The following is a 26,293-nucleotide window of genomic DNA, read 5'->3' as shown; positions in this document are numbered from 1 at the left end:
CGGGGTGGGCTGATCGCAACGTCGCCACCCACCCCCGACCCCTCCCGCAAGCGGGAGGGGAGAAGAACGGTCGCTTTCGGTCGCTAGCGGCCGATCGACGCTACTTGGTGTGCGCATCCCGCAGTTCGCGCTTCAGCACCTTGCCAATCGGGCTGCGCGGCAGTTCGTCGACCACCGTAATCGCGCTCAACCGCTGCGTCTTGCCGACCTTGGCGTTGCAATCGGCGCGCACGCTTTCGGCATCGGCGGCGGGTTTCAGCACGACGAAGGCGACAGGCGTTTCGCCCCACTCCTCGCTCGGCATCCCGACCACCGCCGCCTCGATAACGCGGTCGTCGGCGATCAGGATCGCTTCGAGGTCGCTCGGGAAAATATTGAACCCGCCCGAAATGATCATGTCTTTCGCGCGGTCCATCAAGGTCAGGAACCCGTCCTCGTCGATGCGGCCGATATCGCCGTGGCGGTAGAAGAGATTCCCTTCGGCGTCGTACCAGTGCATCGCCTTCGTCGCGTCTGGGCGGTTATTGTACCCCGTCATCATCGCCGGCGACCGGCCAACGACTTCGCCGACCGATCCTTGCGGCAACTCGTTGCCCTCTTCGTCGATGACCTTCGCAATATGCCCGGGTGCGGGTTTGCCGACGGTGTGGAGCTTGTCGGGGAATTGGTGCGCTTCGAGGATGAACGCCGCGCCCCCCTCGGTCATGCCGTAAATTTCGACGAGCCCGCCGGGCCAGCGCCGCAGGACATCGGCCTTCAGCGCGGCGGGGAAGGGCGCCGACGTGCAATATTTGACGACGAAGCTCGACAGGTCGAAGCTTTCGAAATCGTCGAGCGCCATGATCCGCCGGTACTGCACCGGGACCAGCATCGTGTTCGTCGCACGCTCGCGCGCCGCAAGCTCGAGGAAGCCGTGCGCGTCGAATTTCTTCATCAGCACGACCTGCCCGCCCGACCCGACGGTGGGCATGAAGCTTGCCATCGTCGTGTTCGAATAGAGTGGGGTCGACAGTATCGTCACCGCATTGGGGCCATAAGCGGGCGCGCCGCGGATGATATGCTGCCAGCGCATCGCATGGCTGTGGACGATGCCCTTCGGCGTCCCTGTAGTGCCCGACGAATAGATGATGTTGAACCCGTCGCCTGGCAGGATTTCGACCGGCGCCGGCTTCGCGCCCACCGGCGGCAGCCAGGCGTCGAGCGGCGTGCCGGCGTCGCTGCCGTCCATCGCGATCAGGTCGCTCGCGGCGATGACATGGCCTTCGAGGCTCGTCTTCGCCGCGCTGTCGAGGAACAGGTGGCGCGCGCCAGTGTCGGCGATCATCGCCGCCATCTGCTCGCCCGTCGCGCTGTTGGTCACCAGCCCCGCGACCCCGCCGGCGCGCAGCGTGCCGAGGATCACCGCCATTTGCTCGACGCTGTTGAGCCCGGCAATCGCGGTGCGGTCGCCCTTTACGAATCCGTCCTGTTGGAGCCGCGCGGCGATTCGGTCGGTCAATTGATCCAGTTCGGACCAGCTCAGCCGCCGCGCGGGATCGGCAGCCGCTACGGCATCGGGACGTTCCGCAGCATGGGCGCGGACAAGGTCGGGCAGGGTGGCGAAGTCGCCGTCAAGCATTTCGATACTGGTCATGCCTATGGACTAGCACAGCCGAAAGGCGGTGCAATGCCGGTGGGGCGGCGGGGCGACAAGATGTTGCGTCGACGACGGGGGATGCGGATGGCATCATCGGATATTGCCGGGATGGGCGACAGGAAGTTGCTGGTCGCCATCTATCATCCGTTGGTGAAGCGGGTGGAGAGCCTGCGCAACGCGATCGAGACGGCGGGGTGTGAGGTCGTGCTGCTGCCGCCACATGTGAACGGCCTCCGGCCCTGGACCGATAGCTGTTGCTCATCAACCCTTTCCTGGATTGGCAGGAGCCCTTCGAGTTTGTCCGGTTGGCGGCATCGATCGCGGGGCGGCGTCCGCTGATTGTCATATCGGACCGCGATTCGCTTGAGGACCGCATGGTGGCGCTGGATGCCGGCGCCGACGATGCGGTCGGCTGGACCGACAATCTTACCGAAGTGCTGGCGCGTATCGCCAGCCTGCTCCGCCGCAGCCGTATCGCCGCTGGTCAGCTGGGCGAGGGCGAACTCCGCATCGACCTGATCGACCGGCGCGTCGAACGCGCGGGGCGCCTCATCCGCTTGCCGCTGCGCGAGTTCGACCTGCTCGCCAATCTCGCGCGCGTGCCGGACCGGCCGTTATCGCGTGCCGCGCTTTTGCGTGCGGTGTGGCGGCTGGATTTCGATCCGGGGACGAATCGCGTCGAGGTACACATGTCGCGGCTGCGCGCCAAGGTCGATCGCGGATTCGACTGGCCGATGCTGCATACGGTCAAGGGCATGGGGTACACGTTGCGGTCGCGCCCGGACTAGCGTTGGTGTCGCCCGATCTTGCGCCGCAATTTGCCGCTTCTTGATCGGGCCCCTGTCACGAGCCCCAGCTTGCTTGACCGAAAGTTTCAGGTTGCTACTGATCTTCGACATAAAGAAAGCAACGATTCCCGGAGATGATGCCCGATGCACCCCTCAGTTCATGCCCGCGCCAACCCCGACAAGCCTGCGATCATCGTCGCCGAGACCGGGGAGGCGATCAGCTATGGCGATCTCGACGCCGCGTCGAACCGCGCCGCGCAGCTCTTTCGTTCTCACGGGCTGGGGCATGAGGATGTCGTTGCTTTCATGCTGGACAATACCCCGCATTATTACGGGCTCACATGGGGGGCGCAGCGCGCGGGTCTCCGCTATGTCTGCATCTCGTCGCGGCTGACACAGGACGAAACCGACTATATCCTCGAAAATTCGGGCGCGCAGATCCTCGTCGTGTCGGCGAGCCTCGCGGGCGCGGCGCAGCAACTGACCACCGGGATCAAGCGCTTCGCGATGGGCGGCGATATCCCCGGCTACGAAAGCTGGGAGGATGCGGTCGCCGCGATGCCCGCTGCGCCCGTCGCCGACGAGCGCGCCGGGGTCGACATGCTCTATTCGTCGGGCACGACCGGGCGGCCGAAGGGTGTGCGCGTGCCGCTGCCCGAAGATCCCGCGATCGACGCGGTCAACAGCCTTGTCATGCTCGCCTCGGCGGTGTTCCAGATCAATGCCGACAGCATTTATCTGTCGCCCGCACCGCTCTATCACGCCGCGCCGCTGCGCTGGTCGATGACGATCCACCGGCTTGGCGGCACCGTCGTCCTGATGAAGAAATTCGATCCCGAGGCGGCGCTGGCGCACATCGAGACATATCGCGTGAACGCCAGCCAGTGGGTGCCGACGCATTTCGTACGGATGCTCAAGCTGCCCGAGGAGGTGCGCACCCGTTACGACACCTCGTCATTGAAGGTTGCGATCCATGCCGCGGCGCCGTGCCCCGTCCCGGTCAAGCAGGCGATGATCGACTGGTGGGGACCGGTCTTGTTCGAATATTATGCGGGGTCGGAAGGCAATGGCATGACCTTCATCTCCAGCCCCGACTGGCTGACCCACAAGGGCAGCGTCGGCCGCCCGATCCTCGGCACCGTGCACATCATGGGTGAGGACAACGAGACCGAGCTTGGCGCGAATGAAGAAGGCACCGTATTCTTTGAAAGCGAAAATGTCTTCGAATATCATGGGGATAATGAAAAAACGGCGTCGAGCCGCAACTCCAAGGGCTGGTCCACACTTGGCGATGTGGGCAAAGTTGATGAAGATGGCTTCCTCTACCTGACAGACCGCAAAAGCTTCATGATCATCACCGGCGGGGTGAACGTCTATCCACAGGAGATCGAAAACCACCTCGTGACCCATCCGAAGGTCGCCGATGTCGCGGTCGTCGGCGGCCCGCACGACGAGATGGGCGAGGAGGTGATCGCGGTGATCCAGCCCGCCGACATGGCCGACGCGACCGAGGCATTGCGCGACGAACTGATCGCCTATGCGCGCGAAAAATTGTCGGGGGTAAAGATTCCGCGCCGCATCGACTTCATGGAAGCCTTGCCGCGTCATGACACCGGCAAACTCTACAAGCGCCTGCTCCGCGACCAATATTGGGATAAGGCGAAGGCTGAGGCCTGACCCGGTGACCGCGCGCGTCGAATTCTTCTTCGACCTCTCGTCGCCCTGGACCTGCCTTGCGTTCCATAACCTGCCGCGGGTGCTGGAGCGCACGGGCGCGACCGCGGTCTACCGGCCGATTCTGGTCGGCGGGGTGTTCAACGCGGTGAACCCCGCCGTCTATGCGGCGCGCGAGCAGGCCGACAACCGGCGGCTGACGCATAGCTGGAAGGTCCTGAAGGACTGGGCGCGGCTCGCGGGCGTGCCGATGAATTTCCCGTCGCAATGGCACCCAGCAAAGAGCATCGCCGCGATGCGTTTCTGCTGCGCGATCGAGAATGATCAGGCGGCGCTCGTGCGCTTCGCGCGCGGCGCCTTTGCGAGCTATTTCGACCGGCAGGAAAATCTCGACGACCCCGCCGTGCTCGCGTCGGTTGCCGATGTCGTAGGGCTGGATGGTGCCGCGCTGGCGATCGCGGCGGGTACCGATGCCGTCAAGGCCCGGTTGCGTGCGAATACCGATGAAGTCATCGCGCGCGGCGGCTATGGTTCGCCAACGATTTTCGTCGACGGCGACGATATGTATTTTGGAAACGACCAACTGCCGCTCGTTGAGGCAGCGCTTGCAAGGACTCTCCCATGAAGGACCGTATCTCGATCACCATGCTTGAAGGGGGCATCGCCGACGTCCGGCTGATCCGCGCCGACAAGATGAACGCGCTCGACCCCGCGATGTGGGAGGCGCTCGCCGAAGCGGTCGACCAGCTCAAGGCGACCGCGGGCCTTCGCGTCGTCGTGCTGTCGGGCGAGGGGCGCGCTTTCTGCGCCGGGCTCGACCTGTCGAGCCTTAGCAATGATCGCGATCCGGGCGCGAGCAGCGCGGGCGGGTCGCTCGCCGACCGCACGAAGGGCGTCGCCAACAACGCGCAATATGCCGCATGGGGCTGGCGCGAAATCCCGGTTCCGGTAATCGCCGCGGTGCACGGCGTCGCATTCGGTGCCGGGAGCCAGATCATGGCGGCGGCAGACATCCGCATCGTGCATCCCGACACACGCATCGCGATCATGGAAATGCGCTGGGGCCTCGTCCCCGACGTCGCGGGGATGGCGCTGTGGCGCACGCAAGTCGCCGACGATGTGCTGCGCGAGCTGATCTATACCAATCGCGAATTCAACGGGTCGGAAGCGAAACTGCTGGGTTTTGCGACGCATGTGTCCGAGGATCCGCTAGCGAAGGCGATGGAACTGGCGGCGGTGATTGCCGATAAGAATCCGCACGCGATCCGCGGGGCCAAGCGGCTCTGCAACATGCTCGCCGACGCGAGCGATGCCGAGATATTGCAGGCCGAAAGCGATGAACAGGTGAAGGTCATCCGCACCCCGAACCAGATGGAAGCCGTGATGGCGGGGATGCAGAAGCGAAAGCCGAATTTTACCGATTAGAGCAGGGTCAGGAACCGCGCCGCATTGTCCCAGTCGCGTTTGTGGGTGGCGCGCGCCTGCTGCGCTTCGCTGTCAGCGCCCCAGCGGCGTTCCTGATAGAGATCGTCAAGGCTGACAGCTTCCCACAGGGCGTCGGCATCGAACGCGTTTTCGAGCAGGGCGAGGCCTGCGACCAGCGATCCGCCTATCGTCACCAGCGGCGTCAGCGCGGTGATCCGCCATGCGTCCTGCGCCAGCACTGCATCTTGCAGCGTCGCAATCGTCGCCTGAGGCTGGTCGACCGGCAGCACGCCCTGCGTCAGTATGAATTCGATTCCATATCGTGCTTCGGCCCAGGTGAGCAGCGGGTTCCACGCTGCGGCCTGTTCGGCCTGCAGCGATGCGTCGCGCGCGTCGCGATAGCAGAAAAGGTCGCTCTCGGCATAAGCAGCGACCGGTGCGGCGAAGGCCACGAGGTCGGGTGTCGCCAGATCGATCGCGGCGTTGCTCAGGCCCGTCATCGGCATGGCGGCCGGATCGATCGTCTCGTCCACGTCGCGCCATTCTGCGGCAATCGCTTCGGCGAGCGCTGCGCTCGCGACCGCCAGCGGCGCGCGCTGCGGCGTGCGCACCGGCCGGCCGTCGAGTGCGATGCCCCAGCCGCCGTCTTCGTCGACGACGGCAGCCTCCTTCCAGAAACGCTTCACGAGCTTTTGGGCGAGCGCCAGCGGCGCGCGAGCAGCAGCGGCATCACCGCAAAATCGAATGCGCCGATCAGGACGACTGCAACCCCGATCCAGCGATCGGTCGGCTGCCCCGCGAGTTCCCATCCGCCGCGGATCAGCACGAAACCGACCAGCACAAAGAACGCACCCATCAGGCGCATCGCGGTGATGGCAAAGAAGCGTTTTTTGGCGAGGCTGTCGTCGGCTTGCGTCATGCGCCCTCCCTATCGCCGCCGAGGTGGCGCATCAACTGCGCGAGCGCGCCATGGCCGGTCGCCTCGATGCCCTCGATCACGCGTGCGCGCTCGTCGGACGACTTGTTTTGTGACAGCTTGATCGTCGGGCGCCACGCGGCGACGCGCATCTCGAACCCGGTGATCGCGCCGGTCATCCTGCTGAATAATGCAGGTTGCATCTTGTCGCGTGTCCACGGCGGGTTCGCGCCGACGCGCGCTTCATGGTTCGCCGACAGCGTATCGAGCTGCGCGACCAGCTCGGTATCGCCCAGCTTCCTCGCTGTGCCTTCCATTTCGATCGCGATATAATTCCACGTCGGCACCTGGTCGGCGTCGGCATACCAGCTCGCGCTGACATAGGCGTCGGGGCCCTGCACGACGGCAAGCGCGCTCGCGCCGTCGAGGTGACGCGTGAGCGCATTGCCGCGCGCGAGGTGGAATTGCAGCGTGGCGCGGTCGTCGCTCAGCACTACCGGCGCATGCGCGACGCGCGGGCCGTCGGGAGTGGCCGCAAAGATCGCGGCGAAGCCGATCTCGCGCACCAGCAATTCGGCAAGATCGTCCTGTCGCAGACGGAAGGCGCTGTTGGGATGCATCAGCTCGCTTTGGGCGGGCGCGCCGGATGTTTCTTCGCGGTCGGCCGTTTGCCCGCCGGTTTCTTTGGCGCGGGCTTGCCTGCCTTGGGCCCCGCTTTTGCCTTGGGCTTTGGCTTGCCGACGAAGTCGGTGGGCTTGCTGTCGGCGGTGCGGCCACGCCGCTCGCCGCGCCGTGCCTTGCGGATCTGCTTGCTGTGCGCCTTTGCCTGCGCCTTCAGCGCCGCTTTGGGCGGCGGCCCCTTGACTACATCGTCGATCCCCACCTCGCCGAGCAGCAGGTCGAAACCGAGCGCGTCGAGGCTCGCGGCGAAATGTTCGGGCACTTCGGCATGCACGTCGATTGCGCCGCCATCGGGATGGTCGATGCGCAGCCGGCGGCTGTGAAGGTGCATCTTGCGGCTGATCGTGCCGGTCAGGAAGGCACCCTTGCCGCCATATTTGCCGTCACCGACGATCGGATGGCCGATCGCCGCCATATGGACGCGAAGCTGGTGCGTGCGCCCGGTGAGCGGTTGCAGTTCGACCCACGCCGCGCTGTTCCCGGCGCGCTCGATCACGCGATAGCGCGTCTTCGACGCGAGGCCGCTGTCGTGGACGTGCATCTTTTCGCCGCCCGATCCCGGCTGTTTGGCAAGCGGCAGGTCGATCTCGCCCTGCTGGATGTCGGGCACGCCGACGATGATCGCCCAATAGGTCTTCCTTGCGCTCCGGTTCGAAAAGCTCTTGGCGAAATAGGCCGCGGCGCGCGGGGTTCGCGCGATCAGCAGCGCGCCCGACGTATCCTTGTCGAGCCGGTGGACAAGCTTGGGGCGCGTCGGGCCGTCATATTTCAGCGCGTCGAGCAGGCCGTCGACATGTTGCTCGGTCTTGGTTCCCCCTTGCGTCGCGAGACCGGGAAGCTTGTTGAGCACGATCGCGCTCGCGTCGCGGTGGATCACCATCCCGGTCGCCAGCTCAATGTCGGCGTCGGTCAGCGGGCGGCCCTTGCGTGCCGGGCGGGCCTCGGTTTCGACCGGCGGCGTCGGCATGACGAGTTTCTGGCCCGTCGCGATGCGGTCCGACACATCGGCCTTCTTGCCGTCGAGCGTGAGCTGCCCCGAACGCGCCCAGCGCGCGAGCAGTGCGTGCGGCGTCCCCTCGCGGTGACGCTTGAACCAGCGGTCGAGGCGGATGCCGTCGTCTTCCTCTGCGATCGTTGCGCCGTCGAGCTTTGCTTTGCCCTCACTCATGCCGGCACCTGCCGTACGAGGAACAGGCCAAGCCCGCAGGCGGCGACCGCGCCGATCACCGACGCGAGGACATAGGCGGTCGCCTGTGCATTTTGACCGCGTTCGAAAAGCATCCAGAATTCCATGCTGAAAGAGGAAAAGGTGGTGAAGCCGCCGAGAATCCCGACGCCAACGAACAAGCGTGCGGTTTCGCCCACGTCGCTGCTGCGCGAGAGCAGGCCGATGAGCAGCCCCATCAACAGGCTGCCGGCGATATTGATCGACAGCGTCCACCAGGGAAAGCCGGGGCCGAGCCGCGCGAGCATCGCCTGCCCGACCAGATGGCGGGCGCCGGCACCAATCGCGCCGCCGATCATGACGGGAAACAAGCTATTCATGACGCTCGCCCTAGCCGGAAACGGCGACGAGGCATAGCGGATGTGTCGCGAGCTTATGCGTCGGGTGGTGTCAGCGCCGTCGCCGGGCGCTCATGGACGGCGCGCCAGTCGGCGGGGCGGACGAAGTTGCCCTGCCAGATTCCGTGCTGCCGGGCCTGCGCTTCGGCTTCCTCGACCATATAGGCGTCGCTCGTCGCCACGGCCCAGCCCTGCCGTACCATCTCGGCGCCGAGATCGATGCCGCCCGGAAAGGCCGCGGTACGGCATGTAGCGAGGGTGCGTCCATAATGATCCTTCGCCGCCAGCTCGCAATGGAGCGCGCCGCGGCCGGCAAGCTTTTCCAGCGCCGACCGCGCCTCCCGCCCGCACGGCCATGGCGCACCGGTGCGCGTGCAATCCTGCCGATACTCGACCGCGTCGATTCCTGCCAGGCGGATCGTCAGCGGCGCATCGTCCCGCCGCACGGTCAGGCTGTCGCCGTCGATAACATGGGCCAGCGGAACGGTGGCAACCGGCGCGGGCAGCCACACCCATGCGGCAAACGCCAGCGCGGCGAGCAGGAGCAGTCCGGCCAGCGATCGGGCGCGCCGTCGCCAGCGGATGCGGGCAAGGGAGGGCGGGCGAGGGGGCATCACTCGCCGACTGACCCGGATGCGGCGGCTTGGCAAGCGTGAATAAGATGTTGACGAGAAGAACAAACCATGTCCAAAATGGACTATTCCGACCCGGCCATCATGCGCCGGCTCATGCCGCGACAGGGGTTTGGGTCCGGATTGGCGGCAAACAGGAACGAACAAAAGGTGAATATGGCCGAAATGACGACATAGTTACGCCAGGGTGGAGCGATGGAAACGGGGATGGCGGCATGATGGACCAAAGGACGCAAATCGATTTCGACACGTCGGCGCTTCCGGCGCGCGGTTTTCACCCGGGCGAGCTTTGGGTCGCGCCCGAAACCAGCGATCGGATCGGTGCAGGAGCCGCATCCCCGCTGCTGTTCATCGGGACGCAGGCCGACTTGCCCGACAAGTCGATCCTTCGCGGCATACGCGTGGCAGGAACGCTCCCGGCGGAGCGGGCGGCGGCTCATATCCGGCAGACCGATACGCTCGACATCGTCTGGCTGGCGGCGGCGGACATGGTGGGTGAGGAAATGCTCGCCGATATTTTGACGGCGACAGGCGAACAGGGGTGCAACCTGATTTGCGAAACCTCGCTATCGGGGCTCGATGCGGTGGTCGCTGCGATCCCGGCGTCGCTTGGGGTCCAATTGCTCGTCGATGCTGATCCGACCGACAGGCTCGTCGCACTCGCGGCCGCGCGGCGTACACGGCACGGCGTGGTCCATGACATTGCGCGCGACGATGCGATTGAGCGGATCGACCGGTTGCAGGAAGAGGTCGCGCGTATCTCGCGCCTTCTCGGTGACTTGGCGGGGCAGCGCGGCGGGCTCCCGGGCACGCCGACCGGCGTGACGCCCTGGGATGTGGATTCGGCCGACTATGCGGAGCAAGTCCGCGCGCCGTCGCGTGATTTTGCCGCGATGCCGCGCAGCTTTGTTCCCGAAGAGCGCACGCTCGACCGGCAACGCGCCAAACAGGTGAGGCGCATGCTGCGCCAGCGCCGGATGCGCGAGCAATATTTCCCTGCGGACCTTTTCGCCGATCCGGCGTGGGACATGCTGCTCGACCTCTATGCCGCGCGGCTCGAACGCCAGCCGGTGTCGGTGTCGAGCCTGTGCATCGCTGCCGCGGTCCCCGCGACGACCGCGCTGCGCTGGATCAAGACGATGACCGACGCCGGGCTGTTCCTGCGCGAAGCCGATCCGCACGACGGGCGCCGGATCTTTATCGCGCTGGCGGAAGGAGCGTGCGATGCGCTCGCGCGCTATTTCGAGGCGCTCGACGAATAGGCGTGGTCCGGCAGGGGCGGAGCGATTAGGCTTGGCTCCATGAAGGATGTCGAGGTGGTCGTGAACGACCGCATGCAGCAGGGCTATCGCTATACGCGCACCGCGCCGATGGGGCGGGCGTTCGATCCCGGTTTCGAGCCCGAACTAACCCCCGCCGAGATGCTGGCGCTGGGCGTGTTCTGCGGCAAATATATGACCGACTGCACCGCCGAATTCCCGGCGGACTGGTTCGAACATGCCAAATTCGCGTCGGGGCGTGCCGATTGCTCGCTCAATTATTTCGGTATCCGGGCGAGCGTACCCTTGCGCACCTGGATCGAAAAGGGGTGGATCCATCCCGACGATCCGCGCGGCTGGTTCCAATGGTATTGCCGCTATCATTCGGGACGGCGAATGGCCGGAGAGGATGATCGGCAGATCGCGCGATGGCGCGCCTTCCGGCGCCACGCCGCGCAGGTCCGCAAACATTGCGAGCCGGGCGACCCCTTTTGCCGGCCGAAGCAGCGGCAGGCGCTGCTGCAATGGGCTTATGACAGCCGCGATATCTGACCCCACGCCCTCCCAGTGATACCCGTCACATCGCGGCGACATGCTCTGGCCTAAGCCCGCGACAAGTGACAATATCCCAATCTATTCTGTATGTTGGGTCAAAACAGGGAATTCTGCTTTATGGCCAGCCGTCGACTCCGCCTCCTCGCGCTCCTTCTCGCCGCGCCGCTCTGGACCGCCGCTCCACTCGCCCTCGGTCAGGAGGCGCCGCCGGCCGAACTCGACGGCGACCAGCAGAAAATGCTCGAGCTGATCAACAGCGGGATGGAGCTCGACCGTGCGGGCAAGACGCGCGAGGCGGGTGCGATCTACCGGCGCTGGATTGGCGAGGCAACGAAGCGTTACGGCGCCGACGGCCTTATCACCAGCCTGGGTTACCGCCTGCTCGCCGGGAATCTCGAGGACCAAAACCAGCCGAAGGAAGCCGAGGGATATTGGAAGCGCCTGCTCGACATCAACCGCACGGTTCTGGGCGAAAGTGACGACGAAACGCTGGCGGCATATGGTTTTCTTTCGTCCAATTATATGAAGCAGGGCCGCCCCGCTGAGGCGCTGCCGCTGCGCCGCGCGATTCTCGCCGCGCGCACCGCGGCCAAGGGCGAACGCGATCCGAAGACGATTGTCGCGACGAGCAACCTGGCATCGGTGATGGCCGAACTCGGCGACATGAAGGGGGCGGAGGCGCTTTATCGCAAGGCGCTCGAGACCAGCCTTGCCGTCCACGGAGAACAGCACCGCGAAACCGCGTCGGGATATGCCAATCTGGCCGTCGTGCTGCGCGGCCTGGCGCGGTATGATGAGGCGGAGCCGCTGCTCGAAAAGGCGCGCGTGATCGACGAAAGCCTGCCGGGGACGACCGGCGCCGATCTTTCGTTGCGCTATTACAACAGCGCGGTGAATTTCGGTGACATGGGGCGCTATGCCGAGGCATTGGCGGCTGCGAACAAGGCGCTCGACCTGGCACGCGCCGCGAAGGGCGACGACAGCACCGAGGCTGCGCTCGGATATACGGCGGTTGCGTACGGCCTGACGCTTGCGGGGCGGTTCGGCGAGGCTGACACCGCCTATCGCAAGGCGCTTGCGATCCGTTCCAAAATGCTCGGAGAAAACCACCCGCTGACCGGCGAGGCCTATAATAATCTGGGGCTGAACATGGAAAAGCAGGGCCTGCCGCCGAGCGCGATCGAGCCGCTGGTGCGCAAGGCGCTCGACATCACGCGCCAGTCGCTCGGCGAAGGCAGCGAGCGCACCGCGACAATGTACGCGAATGTTGCGCACAACCTGAACGAGCAGGGCCGCTATGCCGAGGCGGAGCCGATGTACCGGCGTGCGCTCGAAATTCAGGAGCGCGTCGGTGGAGTCAATCACCCATCCTATGCCACCACGCTGATCAACCTTGCCTATAATTTGCGCGACGACGGGCGTTCGGAAGCCGCCGAGCCGTTGATGCGGCAGGCGCTCGGGATTTTTCAGGGCAAGTTCGGCGACGACAATCCCGAAACCACCTGGGCTTATCTCAGCCTGGGGTCGACCCTCGGCGGAATGGGCCGGAACGCCGAAGAGGCCGAGATGACGATCAAGGCGCTCGAAATCCGTCGCCGCCTGCTCGGCGAAAATCATCCGCTCACCGCCGTTGCCTATAACAGCGTGGCGGCGGCGCTGGTCCGCGGTGGCGGCGCGAACGGCGACAAGGCGGCCGAGCCCTATTATCGTCAATCGCTCGCGATCCTGCAGCACAATGTCGGCGAGGCGCATATCGACACCGCCTACGCCTACGACAATCTCGCGTCGAACCTGCTGCGGCAGGGCAAGGCGGCCGAGGCCGAACAGGCGGCGAGCAAGGCGGTTGCGATCGTACGGCGCCAGAACGATCAGGGCGTGGCGGGCCGCAATGCGGTCGCGCTGTCGGGGCTCGACCGGCAACAGGCCAATCCGAATCGCGGCGTATTCACGACCTATATGAACGCGGCGTTCGGATTGATGAGTGATACGCCGGGCGCGGCAGAGCAATCGCAAATCCAGGACCGGGCGTTCCGTGCCGCGCAGGACGCGGTCAGCTCCGCTGCGGGCCGCGCGGTGCTTCAGACCGCCGCGCGCGGCGCCGCGAAAACGCCGCAAATGGCCGAAGCGGTGCGCCAGGAGCAGGATCTCGCGGCGCGCGCCAACCTCATCGACAAGAATCTTCTGCGCGCGCTCGCCGACCGGAAATCGGTCGAAGCCGCCCGGCTGCGCGGCGAGTTCGATAGCGTTCAGGCCGAGCTGGCCGACGTCAGCGCGCTGATCGACAGGAAATATCCGTCGTACCGCCAACTCGTGTCGCCGCGCCCGATCGCGCTGGCCGATACGCAAAAGGCGTTGCGACCGGGCGAAGCCTTGCTGCTGATGACCGAGGCGGCGAACACCTTCCACCTTTTCGTCGTCACCCCGAACGCGGTCGGCTGGAGTCGCCCGGCGAAGGAAATCGACGTCATCCTCAAACAGATTTCGGATTTGCGCTGCGACGTCGATTTCGCGACCTGCTCGGCGGCGCGCAAGGCCGAACTCGATGCGCTGCCGGCGACGGTGAAGGAGCTTGAAGGGCATCGCCGCTTCGATATCGACACCGCGCACGCGCTCTACAAGGAACTGATCGAGCCGATCGAACCGCTGCTGAAGGACACGAAGCGCCTTTATGTTGCGAGTTCGGGGAAGCTCGGCGACCTGCCGCTCGCGATGCTGTCGGCGACACCGCTGCCCGAAGGGGGCGACCTCGCCGATCCCGACACGCTCGCCCGCGCAGGCTGGCTGGCGGATCGCTTCGCCTTTACCAGCCTCCCCTCGGTTGCGGCGCTGACCTTGTCCCGCGAAGCACGCGCGGCAGGGCGCGACAGCAGCTTTCGCGGCTATGGCGCGCCGGTGCTGCTCGGCGGCGACACGGGGTCGCGGGCGGCCGCCGGAGTCGGTGTGTTCGACGGGGTTTCCGCTGCGGGTTCGCCGCTCGCCGACCCGGATGCGCTTCGCCGGCTCGCTCCGCTTCCCGGCACCAAGGTCGAACTTTCGGCGATGGCCGACCTGTTCGGCGCGTCGACCGCCAGCTTGACGCTCGACGCCAAGGCGACCGAAGCGACGCTCCGGCAAGACGCCGCGCTATCGACGAGCAACATCGTTGCGATCGCGACACATGGCTTGCTCCCCGATCCGGGTCTCGGGCTCGGCGAACCGGGACTGGTGCTGACCCCGCCCGCCGCGCCTAGCGACCTCGACGACGGATTGCTGACCGCGACCGAGGCGGCCCGACTCACGCTGTCGGCCGATTGGGTGATCCTGTCGGCGTGCAACACCGCGTCGGCGGAAAATTCGGGCGGCGGCGACAGCCTCTCGGCGCTTGCGCGCGGATTCCTCTATGCTGGCGCCGATGCGCTGCTCGCGAGCCACTGGCGCGTTTCGGACGAAGCGACCGCGGTCCTGACCGTCGAAACGCTGATGGCGCGCCGCGCGCATCCCGACATGTCGCGCGCGCAAGCGCTGCAATCGGGGATGAAGGCAGTGCGCAGCGGAAAGCGCGCCGACGGCACCGCGATCGCGGGCTGGAAGCCCGACTGGTCGCATCCGGCCGCATGGGCGGCCTTCACCAATATCGCCAATCGCGACGATTGAACGCATTTCCCTTCGGCGCCGGGCACATTATGTAGGCGCCGCAGATCAAGGGAGTTTCCGCCGCATGCCGATCATGGCCGCCCGCCTCTATCACGACGGCAAGCTCGTTCGCGATATCGGTCCGGACGAGGAACTTCCTGAAGATTGCGCCGACGGCGACTTCTTCTGGCTCGGTCTTTATGAACCCACGCCGGGCGAGCTGGAGGGTATCGCCAAACGCTTCGGGCTCCACCCGCTCGCGGTCGAGGACGCGCTGAAAGCGAACCAGTTGCCGAAGGTCGAGGCCTATGGCGACCAACTTTTTGTCATCACCCGCACCGCGAACCTCGATGCCGACACGATCCATCCGGGCGAGACCGCCTTTTTTCTTGGTCCGCATTTTTTCGTGAGCGTCCGTCACGGGTCGGCGCGCACGCACACCGATATCCGCGCGCGGCTCGAGACCTTGCCCGCCAAGCTCGCGCATGGCCCCGACTATGTCCTCTACGCGGTGCTCGACTTTATCGTCGACGGCTATTTCCCTGTTGTAGATGCGATCGAGGACCGGATGCTGCTTGTCGAGGAAAGCGTGATGGACACGCCGCTCGATGCCGCAGAGATTCGCCATCTTTATGCGCAGCGGCACGAAATCATCCGTTTCCAGCGCCTCGTCGGCATGATGAAGGAGGTTGCCGGACGCCTTGCGACCGAAGACGACCTGCCTAATATCGACCCCGCGGTGCGCCCTTTTTTCCGTGATATCTGGGATCATGTGCAGCGTGCCGAATATCGCCTCGTCGGGCTGCGCGACATCGCAGCGTCGGTGATCGAAACCAACGGCATGCTCGAACAGCAACGTCAGGGCGTGATCACACGCCAGCTCGCCGCCTGGGCCGCAATTCTCGCCGTGCCGACGGCGATTGCGGGGATATACGGCATGAACTTCGAATTCATGCCCGAACTCGACTGGGCCTTTGGCTATCCGTTCGCGCTCGCCCTGATATTTGGCGGATCGGGGCTGGTCTTCTGGCGCTTCAAGCATATTGGCTGGCTCTGACCCGCGCGTCTTGCTTGCCAGCGGTGGCGGCTTGTGGCAGGGCGCACCTCCCGCTGATGGCGACATCTGGAGGGGCGCTTAGCTCAGTTGGTAGAGCATCTCGTTTACACCGAGAGGGTCGGCGGTTCGAGCCCGTCAGCGCCCACCATTTCTTCTCCTTGTTGTTTGGGGCACGGCGGCGCTAAGGCCCTTTCCAGTCGGAAAGGTCGCTCCATGAAATCTCTGTTCCTAGTCCTCGCAACGTCGCTGTTCGCCTTTGCAACCCCGGCGTTCGCGGCGCCGAAACAGGGCGACGTCATCATTCGCCATGTGACGGTGGTCGATGTCGAGGCGGCGAAGACGGTCGCGGCGCAGGCGGTGGTGCTGAAAGGCGCCGATATCGTCGCGGTCGGCGCCGATGCCGCGATTGCCAAGGACTGGCGCGCCGGGCGGACTGTCGATGGCAAGGGGCGCTATCTGATCCCCGGCCTCTGGGACATGCACGTCCATTTCGGCGGCGGCCCGGAATTGATCGAAGAGAATAAGGCGCTGTTACCGCTCTATGTCGCGAACGGCATCACGACGATCCGCGACGCGTCGGGCGATTTGCCCGAACAGGTGCTCGCATGGCGCGGCGAGATTGCCGCGGGTACGCTGTTCGGTCCGCGCCTGCTGAGTTCGGGGGCGAAGATCGAGGGCATTGCGCCGGTGTGGAAGGGCACGATCGAGGTCGGGACCGAGTCCGATGTCGATGCCGCGCTCGACCGGCTCAAGAATCGGGACAAGGTCGATTTCGTCAAGATCACCGACAGCACGTTGAAACCCGAGCTGTTCCTCTATGCACTGCGGCAGGCGAAGGCGCTCGGTCTGAGGACGTCGGGACATATCCCGATGGCGCTGACGACCGAGCAGGCGGTCGACGCGGGGATCAGCTCGATCGAGCATCTTGATTATGCCTATAATGCCGGGGCGAAGGACGAAGCCGCGATCGCCGCCGATTTCGCGGCAAAGCGCATCGACCGCGCCGAGGCGAATCGGCGGCTCGATGCGGGGTTCGACCGCGACACCGCGATGGCGGCCTATCGCCGCTTTGCCGCAAAGGGCGTGTTCGTCACCCCGACGCTCAACGGCAGCCGGATCATCGCCTATCTCGACCGCGACGATCATTCGAAGGATGCGGGCCTCGCCTATATCGGACCGAAGCTGCGCAATACCTATGACTGGCGCATCGAGCGTGCGGCGAAGGCCGACGCGGCGGGGATCGAGGCACGGCACAAGCAGATCGAGGATGTCGCGACGATCCTGCCGATGCTAGCCGAGGCGGGCGTGCCGATCATCGCGGGAACCGATGCGGGCTTCCTCAACAGCTTCAACTATCCGGGTTTCGGGCTGCACGACGAGATCGGCCTGTTCGTCGAGAAGGGCCTGACACCCGCGCGGGCGCTCGCTTCGGCAACACGCGCGGGGCCGGCATGGTTCGGCTGGCTCGATCGCTATGGTGCGGTGAAGCCGGGCATGGCGGCGGATCTGGTGTTGCTGTCGAAAAATCCCCTCGACGACATCGCCGCGACCCGCGCGATCGATACGGTCGTGATGCGCGGCGAGGTGCTCGATCGTGTGGCACTCGACAAGATGCTCGCCGACACGCGCGCGAAGGTTGTGACCTGGAATGCCGAGGCCGCCAGGCCCTAGGGCAGGGCTGCGCGCGCGACCTGCCGTGCGCGCCAGACACCCCACAGGGTGAACAAACCCATCGCGGCCCAGATGACATTAAGCACCGCCGAGGGTAACGCGCCATTATAGCCCGAATTGATGATGAAGCCGCCCGCGCCGACCACGTTCATCCATTGATAAAGATAGCTGCGCCCTTCGAGCTTGCCGAGCGACAGCAGGATGTAGGCGGCGAGGATGATGACGGCGGCCGCCCAGCCGATGGCTTCGATCACGATCACTTCGGCGCTCATGCGCATCCTCTCCAAACAAAAACGCCCGCCCCGGTGAGGGGGCGGGCGCTTTTAGCATCAGCTGTCTGCCGCGTCAGGCGGCAAGCTTGCGCAGCACATAGTGCAGGATGCCGCCGTTCATATAATATTCGACCTCGTTGGCCGTATCGATGCGGCAAAGCGTGTCGAAGCTGAAGGTCGAGCCGTCGGCGCGGGTGACGTTCACCGTCACCGTCTGGCGCGGCTTGAGGTCGGCGACGCCGGTGATGGTGAACTGGTCGTCGCCGGTCAGGCCCAGCGTCTCGCGGCTCTGGCCTTCGAGGAACTGGAGCGGCAGCACGCCCATGCCGACGAGGTTCGAGCGGTGGATGCGCTCGAAGCTCTCGACGATCACCGCGCGGACGCCGAGCAGGTTGGTGCCCTTCGCCGCCCAGTCGCGCGACGAGCCCGTGCCATATTCCTTGCCGGCGATGACGACCAGCGGGGTGCCGTCGGCCTTGTGGCGCATCGCGGCGTCGTAGATCGGCATGACTTCGGCGCCGTAGCGCGACATGCCGCCTTCGATGCCGGGAACCATTTCGTTTTTGATGCGGATGTTGGCGAAGGTGCCGCGCATCATGACGTCGTGGTGGCCGCGGCGGGCGCCGTAGCTGTTGAAGTCGGCCTTGCTAACCTGATGTTCCATAAGCCATTTTCCGGCCGGCGAGTCCGCCTTGATCGAACCGGCGGGGCTGATGTGGTCGGTTGTGATGCTGTCGCCGAGGATCGCGAGCGGCTTTGCGTTCACGATATCGCTGACCGGCGCCGGGGTCATCGTCATGCCCTCGAAATAGGGCGGGTTCGCGACATAGGTCGAGCCCGCGCGCCACTGGTAGGTGTCGCTGCCCTCGACCGAAATCTTCTGCCAATGCTCGTCGCCCTTGTAGACATGGGCGTAGCGCGCCTCGAACATGTCGCGGTCGACCGCGCCCGCCACCGTCTCGGCGACTTCCTGGTTGGTCGGCCAGATGTCTTTCAGGAACACGTCGTTGCCCGACTGGTCCTGCCCGATCGGCGTGGTGGTAAAATCCTCGATCACCGTGCCCTTCAGCGCATAGGCGACGACGAGCGGCGGCGAGGCGAGGAAGTTCGCGCGCACGTCGGGCGACACGCGGCCTTCGAAGTTGCGGTTGCCCGAGATCACGGCCGCGGCGACGAGGCCGTTTTCGTTGATCGCCTTCGAAATCGGCTCGGCCAGCGGACCCGAATTGCCGATGCACGTCGTGCAGCCATAGCCGACAAGGTTGAAGCCGATATTGTCGAGATGCTTCTGCAGCCCGGCCTTTTCCAGATAGTCGGTGACGACCTGCGACCCGGGCGCGAGCGAGGTCTTGACCCACGGCTTGGGCTTGAGGCCCAGCGCGTCGGCTTTCTTCGCGACGAGGCCCGCGGCGACGAGCACGCCGGGGTTCGAGGTGTTGGTGCAGCTGGTGATCGCGGCGATGGTGACGTCGCCGTCGCCGATGTCGAAATCCTTGCCCTCGACCGGCACGCGCGTCTGCGCCTTTTTATAGGTGTTCGCCATGTCGGCGTTGAACACATCGTCGACTTCGGGAAGCGAGACGCGGTCCTGCGGACGCTTCGGCCCCGCAAGGCTCGGCACGACGGTCGACAGGTCGAGTTCGAGCGTGTCGGTGAACACGGGGTCCGCGGCACCCTCGACGATCCAGAGGCCCTGCGCCTTGGCATAGGCTTCGACCAGCGCGATATTCTCTTCCGAGCGGCCGGTCAGGCGCATGTAATCGAGCGTCTTGTCGTCGACGCCGAAGAAGCCGCAGGTCGCGCCATATTCGGGCGCCATATTGGCGAGCGTCGCGCGGTCGGCGAGGCTGAGCGAGGCGAGGCCGGGGCCGAAATATTCGACGAAGCGGCCGACGACGCCCTTGGCGCGCAGCATCTGCGTCGCGGTGAGCACAAGGTCGGTCGCGGTGACGCCTTCCTTCAGCGCGCCGGTGAATTTGAAGCCGACGACTTCGGGGATGAGCATCGACACGGGCTGGCCGAGCATCGCGGCCTCGGCCTCGATCCCGCCGACGCCCCAGCCGAGCACGCCGAGGCCGTTGATCATCGTCGTGTGGCTGTCGGTGCCGACGCAGGTGTCGGGATAGGCGACGGTTTCACCCGACGCATCCTCGCTCGACCACACCGCCTGCGCGATATGTTCGAGATTGACCTGGTGGCAGATGCCGGTGCCCGGGGGCACCGCCTTGAAGTTCGACAGCGACTTCGAACCCCATTTCAGGAAGTCATAGCGTTCGCCGTTGCGATAATATTCGATTTCGACATTCTGTTCGAACGCCTTGGGGTGGCCGAATTCGTCGACCATGACGCTGTGGTCGATGACGAGGTGGACGGGGACGAGCGGGTTGATCTTCGTCGTGTCGCCGCCGAGCGTCGCGATCGCATCGCGCATCGCGGCGAGGTCGACGACGCAGGGCACGCCGGTGAAATCCTGGAGCAGCACGCGCGCGGGGCGATACTGGATCTCGCGGTTCGAATGCGGGTCCTTCTGCCAGTCGACGATCGCCTGGACATCGTCGGTCGACACGGTGAAGCCGCCATCCTCGAACCGCAGCAGGTTTTCGAGCAGCACCTTCATCGAGAAGGGCAGGCGCGAAACGTCGCCGAGCTTGGCCGCAGCCTTGTCGAAGGAATAATAGGCGTAATTCTTGCCGCCGACGCTCAGCGTCGAGCGGGTGCCCAGCGTGTCGTTGCCCGTGGTCGTCATAGGATTGCAGTCCCCATGTTGGCGCGGCGGGGAATGACTGTCCGGTGGCGAAGCGGGAGAGCGGGGCCAGCGGGAGTCGCACGCGCGGGTTTATGTTGGCGCCGCCTTACGCCGGGGGCCGGGAAATGCAAGGGGGTGGGGTGGCGCGGGATAGACGAGCGTGCACGTCCTGTCGGCTATCCGGGGAGAGCATTGATTAGAAGCCATAAACTAAACGATCAAAGCGACATACCAATTTCCGGTACGAAGACCGGTAAGGTTCAGCCGTAACTTTGCCGGCGTTTGATTGGAGAAAATGACGGAGCAAATTTGTATCGACGTCGCCGTCCGGTTGGAAGCTAAGCATAAGGATTGCTTCTGTCGGCGAGGAAGATTTTTCTATAATGTCAGAGGTAGAAAGTCCTGCAAATGATCGCTCATACCGTCCGAGATAGGACGGAAAGGTAAATTCTGCAGCTCTAATTTTTTGAACGACCTTTTTTGCCCCCTCGAATTTCGACGCTGCAAGATCGGCGTCCGACGTAATCCCTGCAGCGCGGAGATATCTAAATATCGGTGTAAATGTACGGTTAGACCGAGCGAACGCCGGAAAGGCTGATCCAAGAAGGTCTTGAGCGTCAAACTTCGAATCATCTGCGAGGCAATCGTCAAATAGCTCGTCTGCCGATACGCCAGCGTAGCCCTTTGCGGCTAATGCGTTTTGAACCTTCTCACCGAATTCTTGCTGGCGCTTTGCTACGCCCACGCCGACGACGAATTCAACTTCATCTGCAGAACCGATTTCATCGAAGTCCACGACCGCAAGCTTCTTTTCAATATCTTCTGGCGCATGAACTAATTCGTACAGCTGTTCCTTAAAAAAACGGAGGACGCGAGCAGGTATCTTCCTCTTGTTACCTGAGAGCGCATCGTAAATTTGCGCATAGTCGGTAACCTTGGCGATCATCATCGTAACACTGAACGAATCCGATTGTATCGTTGTCTTCTCGATAGCGGGCGTTTCGCCATCGCGTGTGCGTTGAACAAAAATGAGATTTTCCTGGAAAGCTGCGATCTTGTCTTGCGTGAGGCACTGCGCAATCGACGTGATGATAGCCCGGATATGCGGGTCGGCAATTGAGTAGCCTAGGAAAATAATAGGGTGTTCAACAAATATCGTAACTAGCTTTGCAGCGAGATAGGGGTTTTTTGCAGAAAATTCAGCATAGTCTTCCGCGGTTAAAACAAGCGATTTAGGATCGGAGGCTGATCCATGTATCTTATATATTTCTCCAATAGCTTGAGGGTTTGAGAAAAGTAATTCTTGCTGACCAACGAAAACTTTGTAGTCAGGAAATAGTTCTTCTAAAAGAAAATCCCAATTCGTTGTGATGATTCCGTCGACTGAAATATCAGAAAATGAAGAAATTTCATTGCCAAACTCAGATTTTCTTGCGTTCTCTAAGGAGAAATTCCGCATGTGGCTTGCAATGTCGACTTTTAGGGCGTCGGATTTGCTTTTAACGATTTCCGCTGATGTTATGCGGCTTGGTTCGGCTTCCGGAGATGTCCACCACCACTCGTGATAATCGTTTGCCATGAATGAGGCCGCAAGAGTTAGGTCGCCATCTGCTTTTGCACGATAGTAGCCGAAATCGCGGATTGGATTGCAAAACCGGGTTAAGAGGCCGGGCCAATCTTCAATACCTAGATATCGTCTTGAAAATCCTGAGCCGACGAACAGAAATGGTGCGGCAGGATGCTTTTCTAAGATTGCTTGGAGAGAGTCCATCGGTTCCGGCATGCATCGCTCTTTCTTAAGTGGGGCGCAGTTTCGATTTCAGGACATTAGGGTGCCAGCCTAATCGGCGCTACCACATAAGCCGTGGTGCGGAAACGCTCAAGCTGCCCCATCTCTTTACCCTTATATGACTGAAAAACTTATCGTTTCGGAGGCAGCTTTCACTCCAAAGCCCGCTTGATCGTGCGCGCTTGTCATGGGAACAAAAAGCGAATATTTAGCACTCTTGGGAATCGAGTGCTAACTGGGATTCCCAGCTTAAATGACGAATAATGGGAGAGGGGGTCATGTCTGGAGGGAAAAGCATATGTCCATTGAGAAAATCGGATTATCGAAATTACTGAAGATATTTGGTGCAGATGATCGACTGCGTCGTCGATTGATACGCGAGGATTTATATCAAGAGCGTAAGAAGCTCGAAGGTTCCAAGGGACCGGGCGGCGATTTCTACGTTCCCTTTTGGGCTGACGCAAAGGCTTACGTTGCAAGTGGGCAAGATCTCCATGTCGCAACGAAGGTGCGCATTCAGGAACTCGGCCAACGGGCCGCACTGTATCCTCGGCTAAGGGACGGCTTTCTAGAATGGCTTGAACTCGCCCGGCGCGATACCAATAGGCAACTGGTACCCTCTGAGCGAACCGTCCACGCGCATCATGATTTTCCCGAACTGCATCTAACGCTTAAGGTCGATAATGTGATGGCGATGCACGCGGGAAGCGAGCGGGTCCGTTTAGTTTACCCCTATTTTTGTAAGGAGTATGAGCTTTCTGAGCGATGGGGTCGTGTCGGCCTATGGTTGATGAAAGAAGCTTTTCCAGCTGTCGAGTTGGAAGAGATGGAAATTGTCGATGTTATGCGCGGCAAGTCGATTTCTGGTCGACGTATTCAATTTCGAGGGGATGAAGAGCAGCTTTTCAAGAGTCGTTACGCAACGATCCATGCCGAATGGGAAGCACTCAAGCCGCGATATGGTTTGTCTTAGCGGCGATAAAAGCCTCATGAAGCCTCTCGCAATTTGGCGCAACTACAGTGGCTGGTGCCGGGAGATTTGGCCTTTCCTACATTATCCAAATAGGTTCAAAGTTGTTCCGATTCATTCCAAGTGATTCGGCAATTATATACTTGAGTGAGCAGAGGTGATGTGTGAATCTTGTGAATGGCAGCTAACGGCGGGTGGCGAGCTACCAGCTTCTTTGATTGATGACTGCTCGCGGATCGTTGCTGAGTTCGACCGAGAGGGAGGCCTTTATCGCGAGGTCGCGGAAAGCATCCTCCAGCTCGCTCTCGCCAAGGGCATTTGCAAAGGACGCTGCCAAGGGAGCGCTCCGCTGGCATAGGTCCAGGATTGTTTTTGCGGCTTCGGACAGCTCCTTTTGCCCGACAACCCTAGAGTTCCGCGCCAAGGAGGCTCCGGCGTAGGAGAAGCGTGTAATCTGGACGTCAAATCCTTCGTCTAGGATTTCGATTAGGCCATGCGCGCTGTCATGCCTGATGTCTTTTATGCTCTGTATCGAGTCGATGAAGTCCTGAACTTCTCCATCTGTATGAGCCAACGCGGAAATTTTCCGTGGAACCTTGCGAAAGTAGGCTAGTTTTGATTTCAGCGACGCCGGCAGATCGGGCTGTATCTCTGTGCTGCCACCGTGGGCGTGCACCATCGCTATTGTGATGTCCAAAATCATCTCAAGCTTGGCCCACGTTATCGTCATCAAGCCGATCTGGCCTGTCAGCGCTTCAAGTCGCTCGCTCCTTAACGCGTCAATTTTGCGTTTCATCGCTCGCTGTTTGTAGCGCAACCATGCTAACTCGACCTTGCGAGCAGCTATTTGGAAGTATCTGACCATGGAAACTGGCAAAGAAGCATTGGAAACCTTCTCGGACGAAGAGACGCAATCGCGCAGAGAGGCGGCGCTACAGCGCATGTTTGCCACCCCCCACAAGCCTCACAAGGCTAGCGGGAAGCGGCGTAAAGAGTCGAGTCAATCAAAGTAGCGCTTGCGACGCGCGCCGATCAGGCGCGGGATCGCCGCCCATTTAGGCGGCGAGTTTGTCAATCCGCCGATAGGTAAGGCGACGGCCGATCATGCCCTTTACGATGACGTCTGCGCGCTCGGCGTCCGTCATGTCGCGAGTGTTGTAGCGAAGATCGAATTCGCGGCAGTAGCGGCCAAGGTGCGCCTCGCTCATGTGGTGATAGGTGCCGATCACGCCGCGCTTGAAGATTGAGAAGAAGTTTTCGGCGGTGTTGCTGTGTGAAAGGCCTTGGTGGCGGACATACTGCTTCTTGCCGTGATTGACCGACGTGTGGGCGCGCATTTCTAGGCCGACCATCTTATACATGCTGCTTTCGTCGGTCATCAGGTGGGCCTTGCGGTCCACGTTGGTGACGATCAGCGCGCGCACGTTCTTCGCGTTGAGGTTGGCGATATGGAAGCTGCGAACGTGGCCCTCGCGTTCGACCAGTGACAGGACGATCTTCTTTTCGGGGATTTTGCCCCAAGCGCGGTTCTTGGCTTTGCCACCGACATAGGTTTCATCGGCTTCGACAATGCGCGTGGGAGTGTTGCCGCCGAGCGGGCCGCCGTTGTCGGCACCGTCCATAGCTTCACGGATGCGATGGCAGAGAAACCAAGCGGTCTTGTAGGTGACGCCGATCATGCGGGCCATCTGCGCGGCGCTCATACCCTTCTTAGACGCGGCCATGATGTGCGTAGCAAGGAGCCATTTGTGCAGGGGAACGTGCGAACGCTCCATGACGCTGCCGGTGCGAACCGTGAACTTGTCGCGGCAATCATTGCAGAGCCACATGCCAGCCTGCGTCTTGCCTTCCATCTTACGAACGCGAACCGATCCACAGTGCGGGCAATGTGCGCCATCGGGCCAGCGCGAGGCTTCAAGATGCGCCAGCGCCTTGGCTTCGTCGTGAAACATGGGGTTGGTGATATTGATGTTCATGGCCTCTTCCCTGTTGAAGCCCTGATACGCCACTCACGCTGCTAAGTAAAGTATATAATTGCCAGTGATTCGGGAGATGGAGCTATGGGACGTAAGGTGGCGCGGGGTTCGCGGGGGAAATCGGGCGAGACGGGCAGCGTGGGTGGTCATGCCCTCCCCGCTGCGACTAGCGGGCAAGCCCGCAAGTCTCGCTGCCCCTCCCGCAAGCGGGAGGGGATCAAAGAGGGGCGGCAGGGGCCTAAGCACTCCAATCCCTTCATGCCCGGGCTGCGGGTGCGCTCGGACGGGTGGACGGCGGCGCGGACGCGGGTGTTCCTTGCGACGCTGGGGCGCACGGGGTGCATCACCGATGCGGCGCGGATCGCGGGGGTCAGCACGACCTCGGTCAATCGCTCGCGCGCGCTGTTCGCGCCGTTCGACACGGCGTGCGGCGAGGCGATCGCGCGGGCGCTGCGCGGGCTGGAGGCGGTTGCATACGAGCGTGCGGTCGAGGGGCGCGAGATGGTGATCCTGCGCGGGGGCAAGGAGGTCGAGCGGCGGATCGTGCCGTCGGACGGGCTGCTGGGGCTGCTGCTGAAACGTGGCGACCTGAAGAATGGACGCGACATTCAGCTGACGCCGGAGGAGGCGCGAGCCTATGAGCTGCCCGAGGCGGTGCGGCACCGTTTCCTGTCGCGCGAGGAATATTTCGACGGCATCGTTTTCGACAAGTCGCGCCGCGATTGGGACGCGGGCAAGGTGCAGGGGCCGACGTCCGAAGAGACCGACGCGGCGATCATCGCGCGGCTCGCCATCCTGCGCAAACAGCGCGGGTGGAACACCCCGCTTTGCAGCAAGTGCGGCGAAGAGGCCGATTAGCGGGAACACGCGCAGCGCGCCCCTGCCGCCGCGCGCCACGCCGCCGGTGGTCAGGGCAGCGCGTCGGCGATCGTCGTGAAGATCGCCGCGAGGTTCAGCCCGAGCATCTGGAAGGCGATGATCGACGCGAGCGCGATCAGCGCGGCGATCAGCCCATATTCGATCGCGGTGGCGCCGCGCGTGTCGCGGAGGAGGCGTGGTTTGCTTGTCATT

The 26,293-nt window shown here is 63.1% G+C and carries 24 protein-coding genes and 1 tRNA gene; 12 read left to right on the top strand and 13 right to left on the bottom strand.

All coding sequences use genetic code 11. The features are described 5' to 3' along the window. Window positions 1-100: 100 nt before the first annotated feature. Window positions 101-1,633 carry a class I adenylate-forming enzyme family protein gene (locus tag VGN62_RS05800; RefSeq protein ID WP_327451751.1) on the bottom strand — a complete coding sequence of 511 codons (1,533 nt, stop codon included), beginning with the start codon at window positions 1,631-1,633 and terminating at the stop codon, window positions 101-103. 380 nt (window positions 1,634-2,013) lie between these two features. Here VGN62_RS05800 and VGN62_RS05795 point away from each other — a divergent pair, with 380 nt between their 5' ends. The 4 genes from VGN62_RS05795 to VGN62_RS05780 all read left to right on the top strand — a co-directional run bounded on the left by VGN62_RS05795 (window position 2,014) and on the right by VGN62_RS05780 (window position 5,523). Beyond that, window positions 2,014-2,424: a response regulator transcription factor gene (locus VGN62_RS05795; RefSeq protein WP_327451749.1), complete on the top strand. Its 411-nt coding sequence runs from the start codon at window positions 2,014-2,016 to the stop codon at window positions 2,422-2,424. A gap of 144 nt (window positions 2,425-2,568) precedes the next feature. After that, the gene (locus tag VGN62_RS05790) at window positions 2,569-4,101 is read left to right on the top strand and encodes an acyl-CoA synthetase (RefSeq protein WP_327451747.1); all 1,533 of its coding nucleotides are present in this window, start codon (window positions 2,569-2,571) and stop codon (window positions 4,099-4,101) included. A gap of 4 nt (window positions 4,102-4,105) precedes the next feature. Further along, the gene (locus VGN62_RS05785) at window positions 4,106-4,723 is read left to right on the top strand and encodes a 2-hydroxychromene-2-carboxylate isomerase (protein WP_327451745.1); all 618 of its coding nucleotides are present in this window, start codon (window positions 4,106-4,108) and stop codon (window positions 4,721-4,723) included. Next, window positions 4,720-5,523, top strand: coding sequence for a crotonase/enoyl-CoA hydratase family protein (locus VGN62_RS05780; protein WP_327451743.1), 804 nt, complete (start codon window positions 4,720-4,722; stop codon window positions 5,521-5,523). The genes VGN62_RS05785 and VGN62_RS05780 overlap by 4 nt, the downstream gene beginning before the upstream one ends. On the opposite strand, the gene VGN62_RS05775 is transcribed toward VGN62_RS05780, so the two are convergent. The 6 genes from VGN62_RS05775 to VGN62_RS05750 are packed head-to-tail and all read right to left on the bottom strand — an operon-like array spanning window position 5,520 to window position 9,297. Further along, window positions 5,520-6,209, bottom strand: a complete 690-nt coding sequence (locus VGN62_RS05775; RefSeq protein ID WP_327451741.1) for an ATP12 family chaperone protein — start codon at window positions 6,207-6,209, stop codon at window positions 5,520-5,522. The two genes, VGN62_RS05780 and VGN62_RS05775, sit on opposite strands and share 4 nt — an antisense overlap. After that, entirely contained in the window at window positions 6,206-6,442 is a 237-nt protein-coding gene (locus VGN62_RS05770; RefSeq protein ID WP_327451739.1) for a hypothetical protein, read from the bottom strand. Before VGN62_RS05770 ends, VGN62_RS05775 begins: the two co-directional genes overlap by 4 nt. After that, complete coding sequence (locus VGN62_RS05765; RefSeq protein WP_327451737.1) at window positions 6,439-7,059, bottom strand: FMN-binding negative transcriptional regulator; 621 nt, start codon at window positions 7,057-7,059, stop codon at window positions 6,439-6,441. The genes VGN62_RS05770 and VGN62_RS05765 overlap by 4 nt, the downstream gene beginning before the upstream one ends. Further along, the gene (locus tag VGN62_RS05760) at window positions 7,059-8,288 is read right to left on the bottom strand and encodes an RluA family pseudouridine synthase (RefSeq protein ID WP_327451735.1); all 1,230 of its coding nucleotides are present in this window, start codon (window positions 8,286-8,288) and stop codon (window positions 7,059-7,061) included. The genes VGN62_RS05765 and VGN62_RS05760 overlap by 1 nt, the downstream gene beginning before the upstream one ends. Continuing rightward, window positions 8,285-8,665, bottom strand: coding sequence for a fluoride efflux transporter CrcB (gene crcB / locus VGN62_RS05755; protein ID WP_327451733.1), 381 nt, complete (start codon window positions 8,663-8,665; stop codon window positions 8,285-8,287). Before crcB ends, VGN62_RS05760 begins: the two co-directional genes overlap by 4 nt. A 53-nt stretch (window positions 8,666-8,718) precedes the next feature. Beyond that, window positions 8,719-9,297: a thermonuclease family protein gene (locus VGN62_RS05750; protein ID WP_327451731.1), complete on the bottom strand. Its 579-nt coding sequence runs from the start codon at window positions 9,295-9,297 to the stop codon at window positions 8,719-8,721. Window positions 9,298-9,530: 233 nt separating this feature from the next. Here VGN62_RS05750 and VGN62_RS05745 point away from each other — a divergent pair, with 233 nt between their 5' ends. The 6 genes from VGN62_RS05745 (at window position 9,531) to VGN62_RS05720 (ending at window position 17,469) form a co-directional block, all read left to right on the top strand. After that, window positions 9,531-10,577: a MarR family winged helix-turn-helix transcriptional regulator gene (locus VGN62_RS05745; RefSeq protein ID WP_327451729.1), complete on the top strand. Its 1,047-nt coding sequence runs from the start codon at window positions 9,531-9,533 to the stop codon at window positions 10,575-10,577. Window positions 10,578-10,616: 39 nt separating this feature from the next. Continuing rightward, entirely contained in the window at window positions 10,617-11,126 is a 510-nt protein-coding gene (locus VGN62_RS05740; RefSeq protein WP_327451727.1) for a hypothetical protein, read from the top strand. Between the two features lie 120 nt (window positions 11,127-11,246). After that, window positions 11,247-14,762, top strand: a complete 3,516-nt coding sequence (locus VGN62_RS05735; RefSeq protein WP_327451725.1) for a CHAT domain-containing tetratricopeptide repeat protein — start codon at window positions 11,247-11,249, stop codon at window positions 14,760-14,762. A gap of 64 nt (window positions 14,763-14,826) precedes the next feature. Further along, a complete protein-coding gene (locus tag VGN62_RS05730) occupies window positions 14,827-15,798 on the top strand; it encodes a magnesium and cobalt transport protein CorA (RefSeq protein ID WP_327451723.1) in 972 nt (323 codons plus the stop codon). Between the two features lie 72 nt (window positions 15,799-15,870). Continuing rightward, a tRNA-Val gene (locus VGN62_RS05725) sits at window positions 15,871-15,946 on the top strand. Window positions 15,947-16,011: 65 nt separating this feature from the next. Then, window positions 16,012-17,469, top strand: a complete 1,458-nt coding sequence (locus tag VGN62_RS05720; protein WP_327451720.1) for an amidohydrolase family protein — start codon at window positions 16,012-16,014, stop codon at window positions 17,467-17,469. On the opposite strand, the gene VGN62_RS05715 is transcribed toward VGN62_RS05720, so the two are convergent. The 3 genes from VGN62_RS05715 to VGN62_RS05705 form a co-directional block, all read right to left on the bottom strand. Beyond that, complete coding sequence (locus VGN62_RS05715; protein WP_327451718.1) at window positions 17,466-17,741, bottom strand: CBU_0592 family membrane protein; 276 nt, start codon at window positions 17,739-17,741, stop codon at window positions 17,466-17,468. The genes VGN62_RS05720 and VGN62_RS05715 overlap by 4 nt on opposite strands. Before the next feature lie 73 nt (window positions 17,742-17,814). Next, the gene (acnA, locus tag VGN62_RS05710) at window positions 17,815-20,487 is read right to left on the bottom strand and encodes an aconitate hydratase AcnA (protein WP_327451716.1); all 2,673 of its coding nucleotides are present in this window, start codon (window positions 20,485-20,487) and stop codon (window positions 17,815-17,817) included. A 196-nt stretch (window positions 20,488-20,683) separates the two neighbouring features. Beyond that, on the bottom strand, window positions 20,684-22,270 hold the full coding sequence (locus VGN62_RS05705; protein WP_327451715.1) for an SIR2 family protein: 1,587 nt from the start codon (window positions 22,268-22,270) through the stop codon (window positions 20,684-20,686). 304 nt (window positions 22,271-22,574) lie between these two features. On the opposite strand from VGN62_RS05705, the gene VGN62_RS05700 reads away from it, so the two are divergent. Further along, window positions 22,575-23,249, top strand: a complete 675-nt coding sequence (locus VGN62_RS05700; RefSeq protein ID WP_327451714.1) for a hypothetical protein — start codon at window positions 22,575-22,577, stop codon at window positions 23,247-23,249. A gap of 199 nt (window positions 23,250-23,448) precedes the next feature. Here the strand turns inward: VGN62_RS05700 and VGN62_RS05695 are convergent, their stop codons facing one another. Both VGN62_RS05695 and VGN62_RS05690 read right to left on the bottom strand, forming a co-directional pair. Next, window positions 23,449-24,042, bottom strand: a complete 594-nt coding sequence (locus tag VGN62_RS05695) for a hypothetical protein (RefSeq protein WP_327451713.1) — start codon at window positions 24,040-24,042, stop codon at window positions 23,449-23,451. 259 nt (window positions 24,043-24,301) lie between these two features. Further along, window positions 24,302-25,222 (bottom strand): IS1595 family transposase, encoded by a 921-nt coding sequence (locus VGN62_RS05690; protein ID WP_327451712.1) that lies wholly within the window; start codon window positions 25,220-25,222, stop codon window positions 24,302-24,304. A 258-nt stretch (window positions 25,223-25,480) separates the two neighbouring features. Between VGN62_RS05690 and VGN62_RS05685 the strand changes: the two genes are divergently transcribed. Continuing rightward, window positions 25,481-26,080, top strand: a complete 600-nt coding sequence (locus tag VGN62_RS05685; protein ID WP_327451711.1) for a hypothetical protein — start codon at window positions 25,481-25,483, stop codon at window positions 26,078-26,080. A 50-nt stretch (window positions 26,081-26,130) separates the two neighbouring features. Here VGN62_RS05685 and VGN62_RS05680 read toward each other — a convergent pair whose 3' ends face one another. Then, window positions 26,131-26,292 (bottom strand): Flp family type IVb pilin, encoded by a 162-nt coding sequence (locus VGN62_RS05680; protein ID WP_327451710.1) that lies wholly within the window; start codon window positions 26,290-26,292, stop codon window positions 26,131-26,133. Between the last annotated feature and the right edge of the window lies 1 nt (window position 26,293).

The organism is Sphingopyxis sp. (assembly GCF_035998905.1).
GTDB lineage: Bacteria > Pseudomonadota > Alphaproteobacteria > Sphingomonadales > Sphingomonadaceae > Sphingopyxis.
Note: the sequence above shows the minus strand (reverse complement) of the source record. Positions and strands in the feature narration are given on the sequence as shown.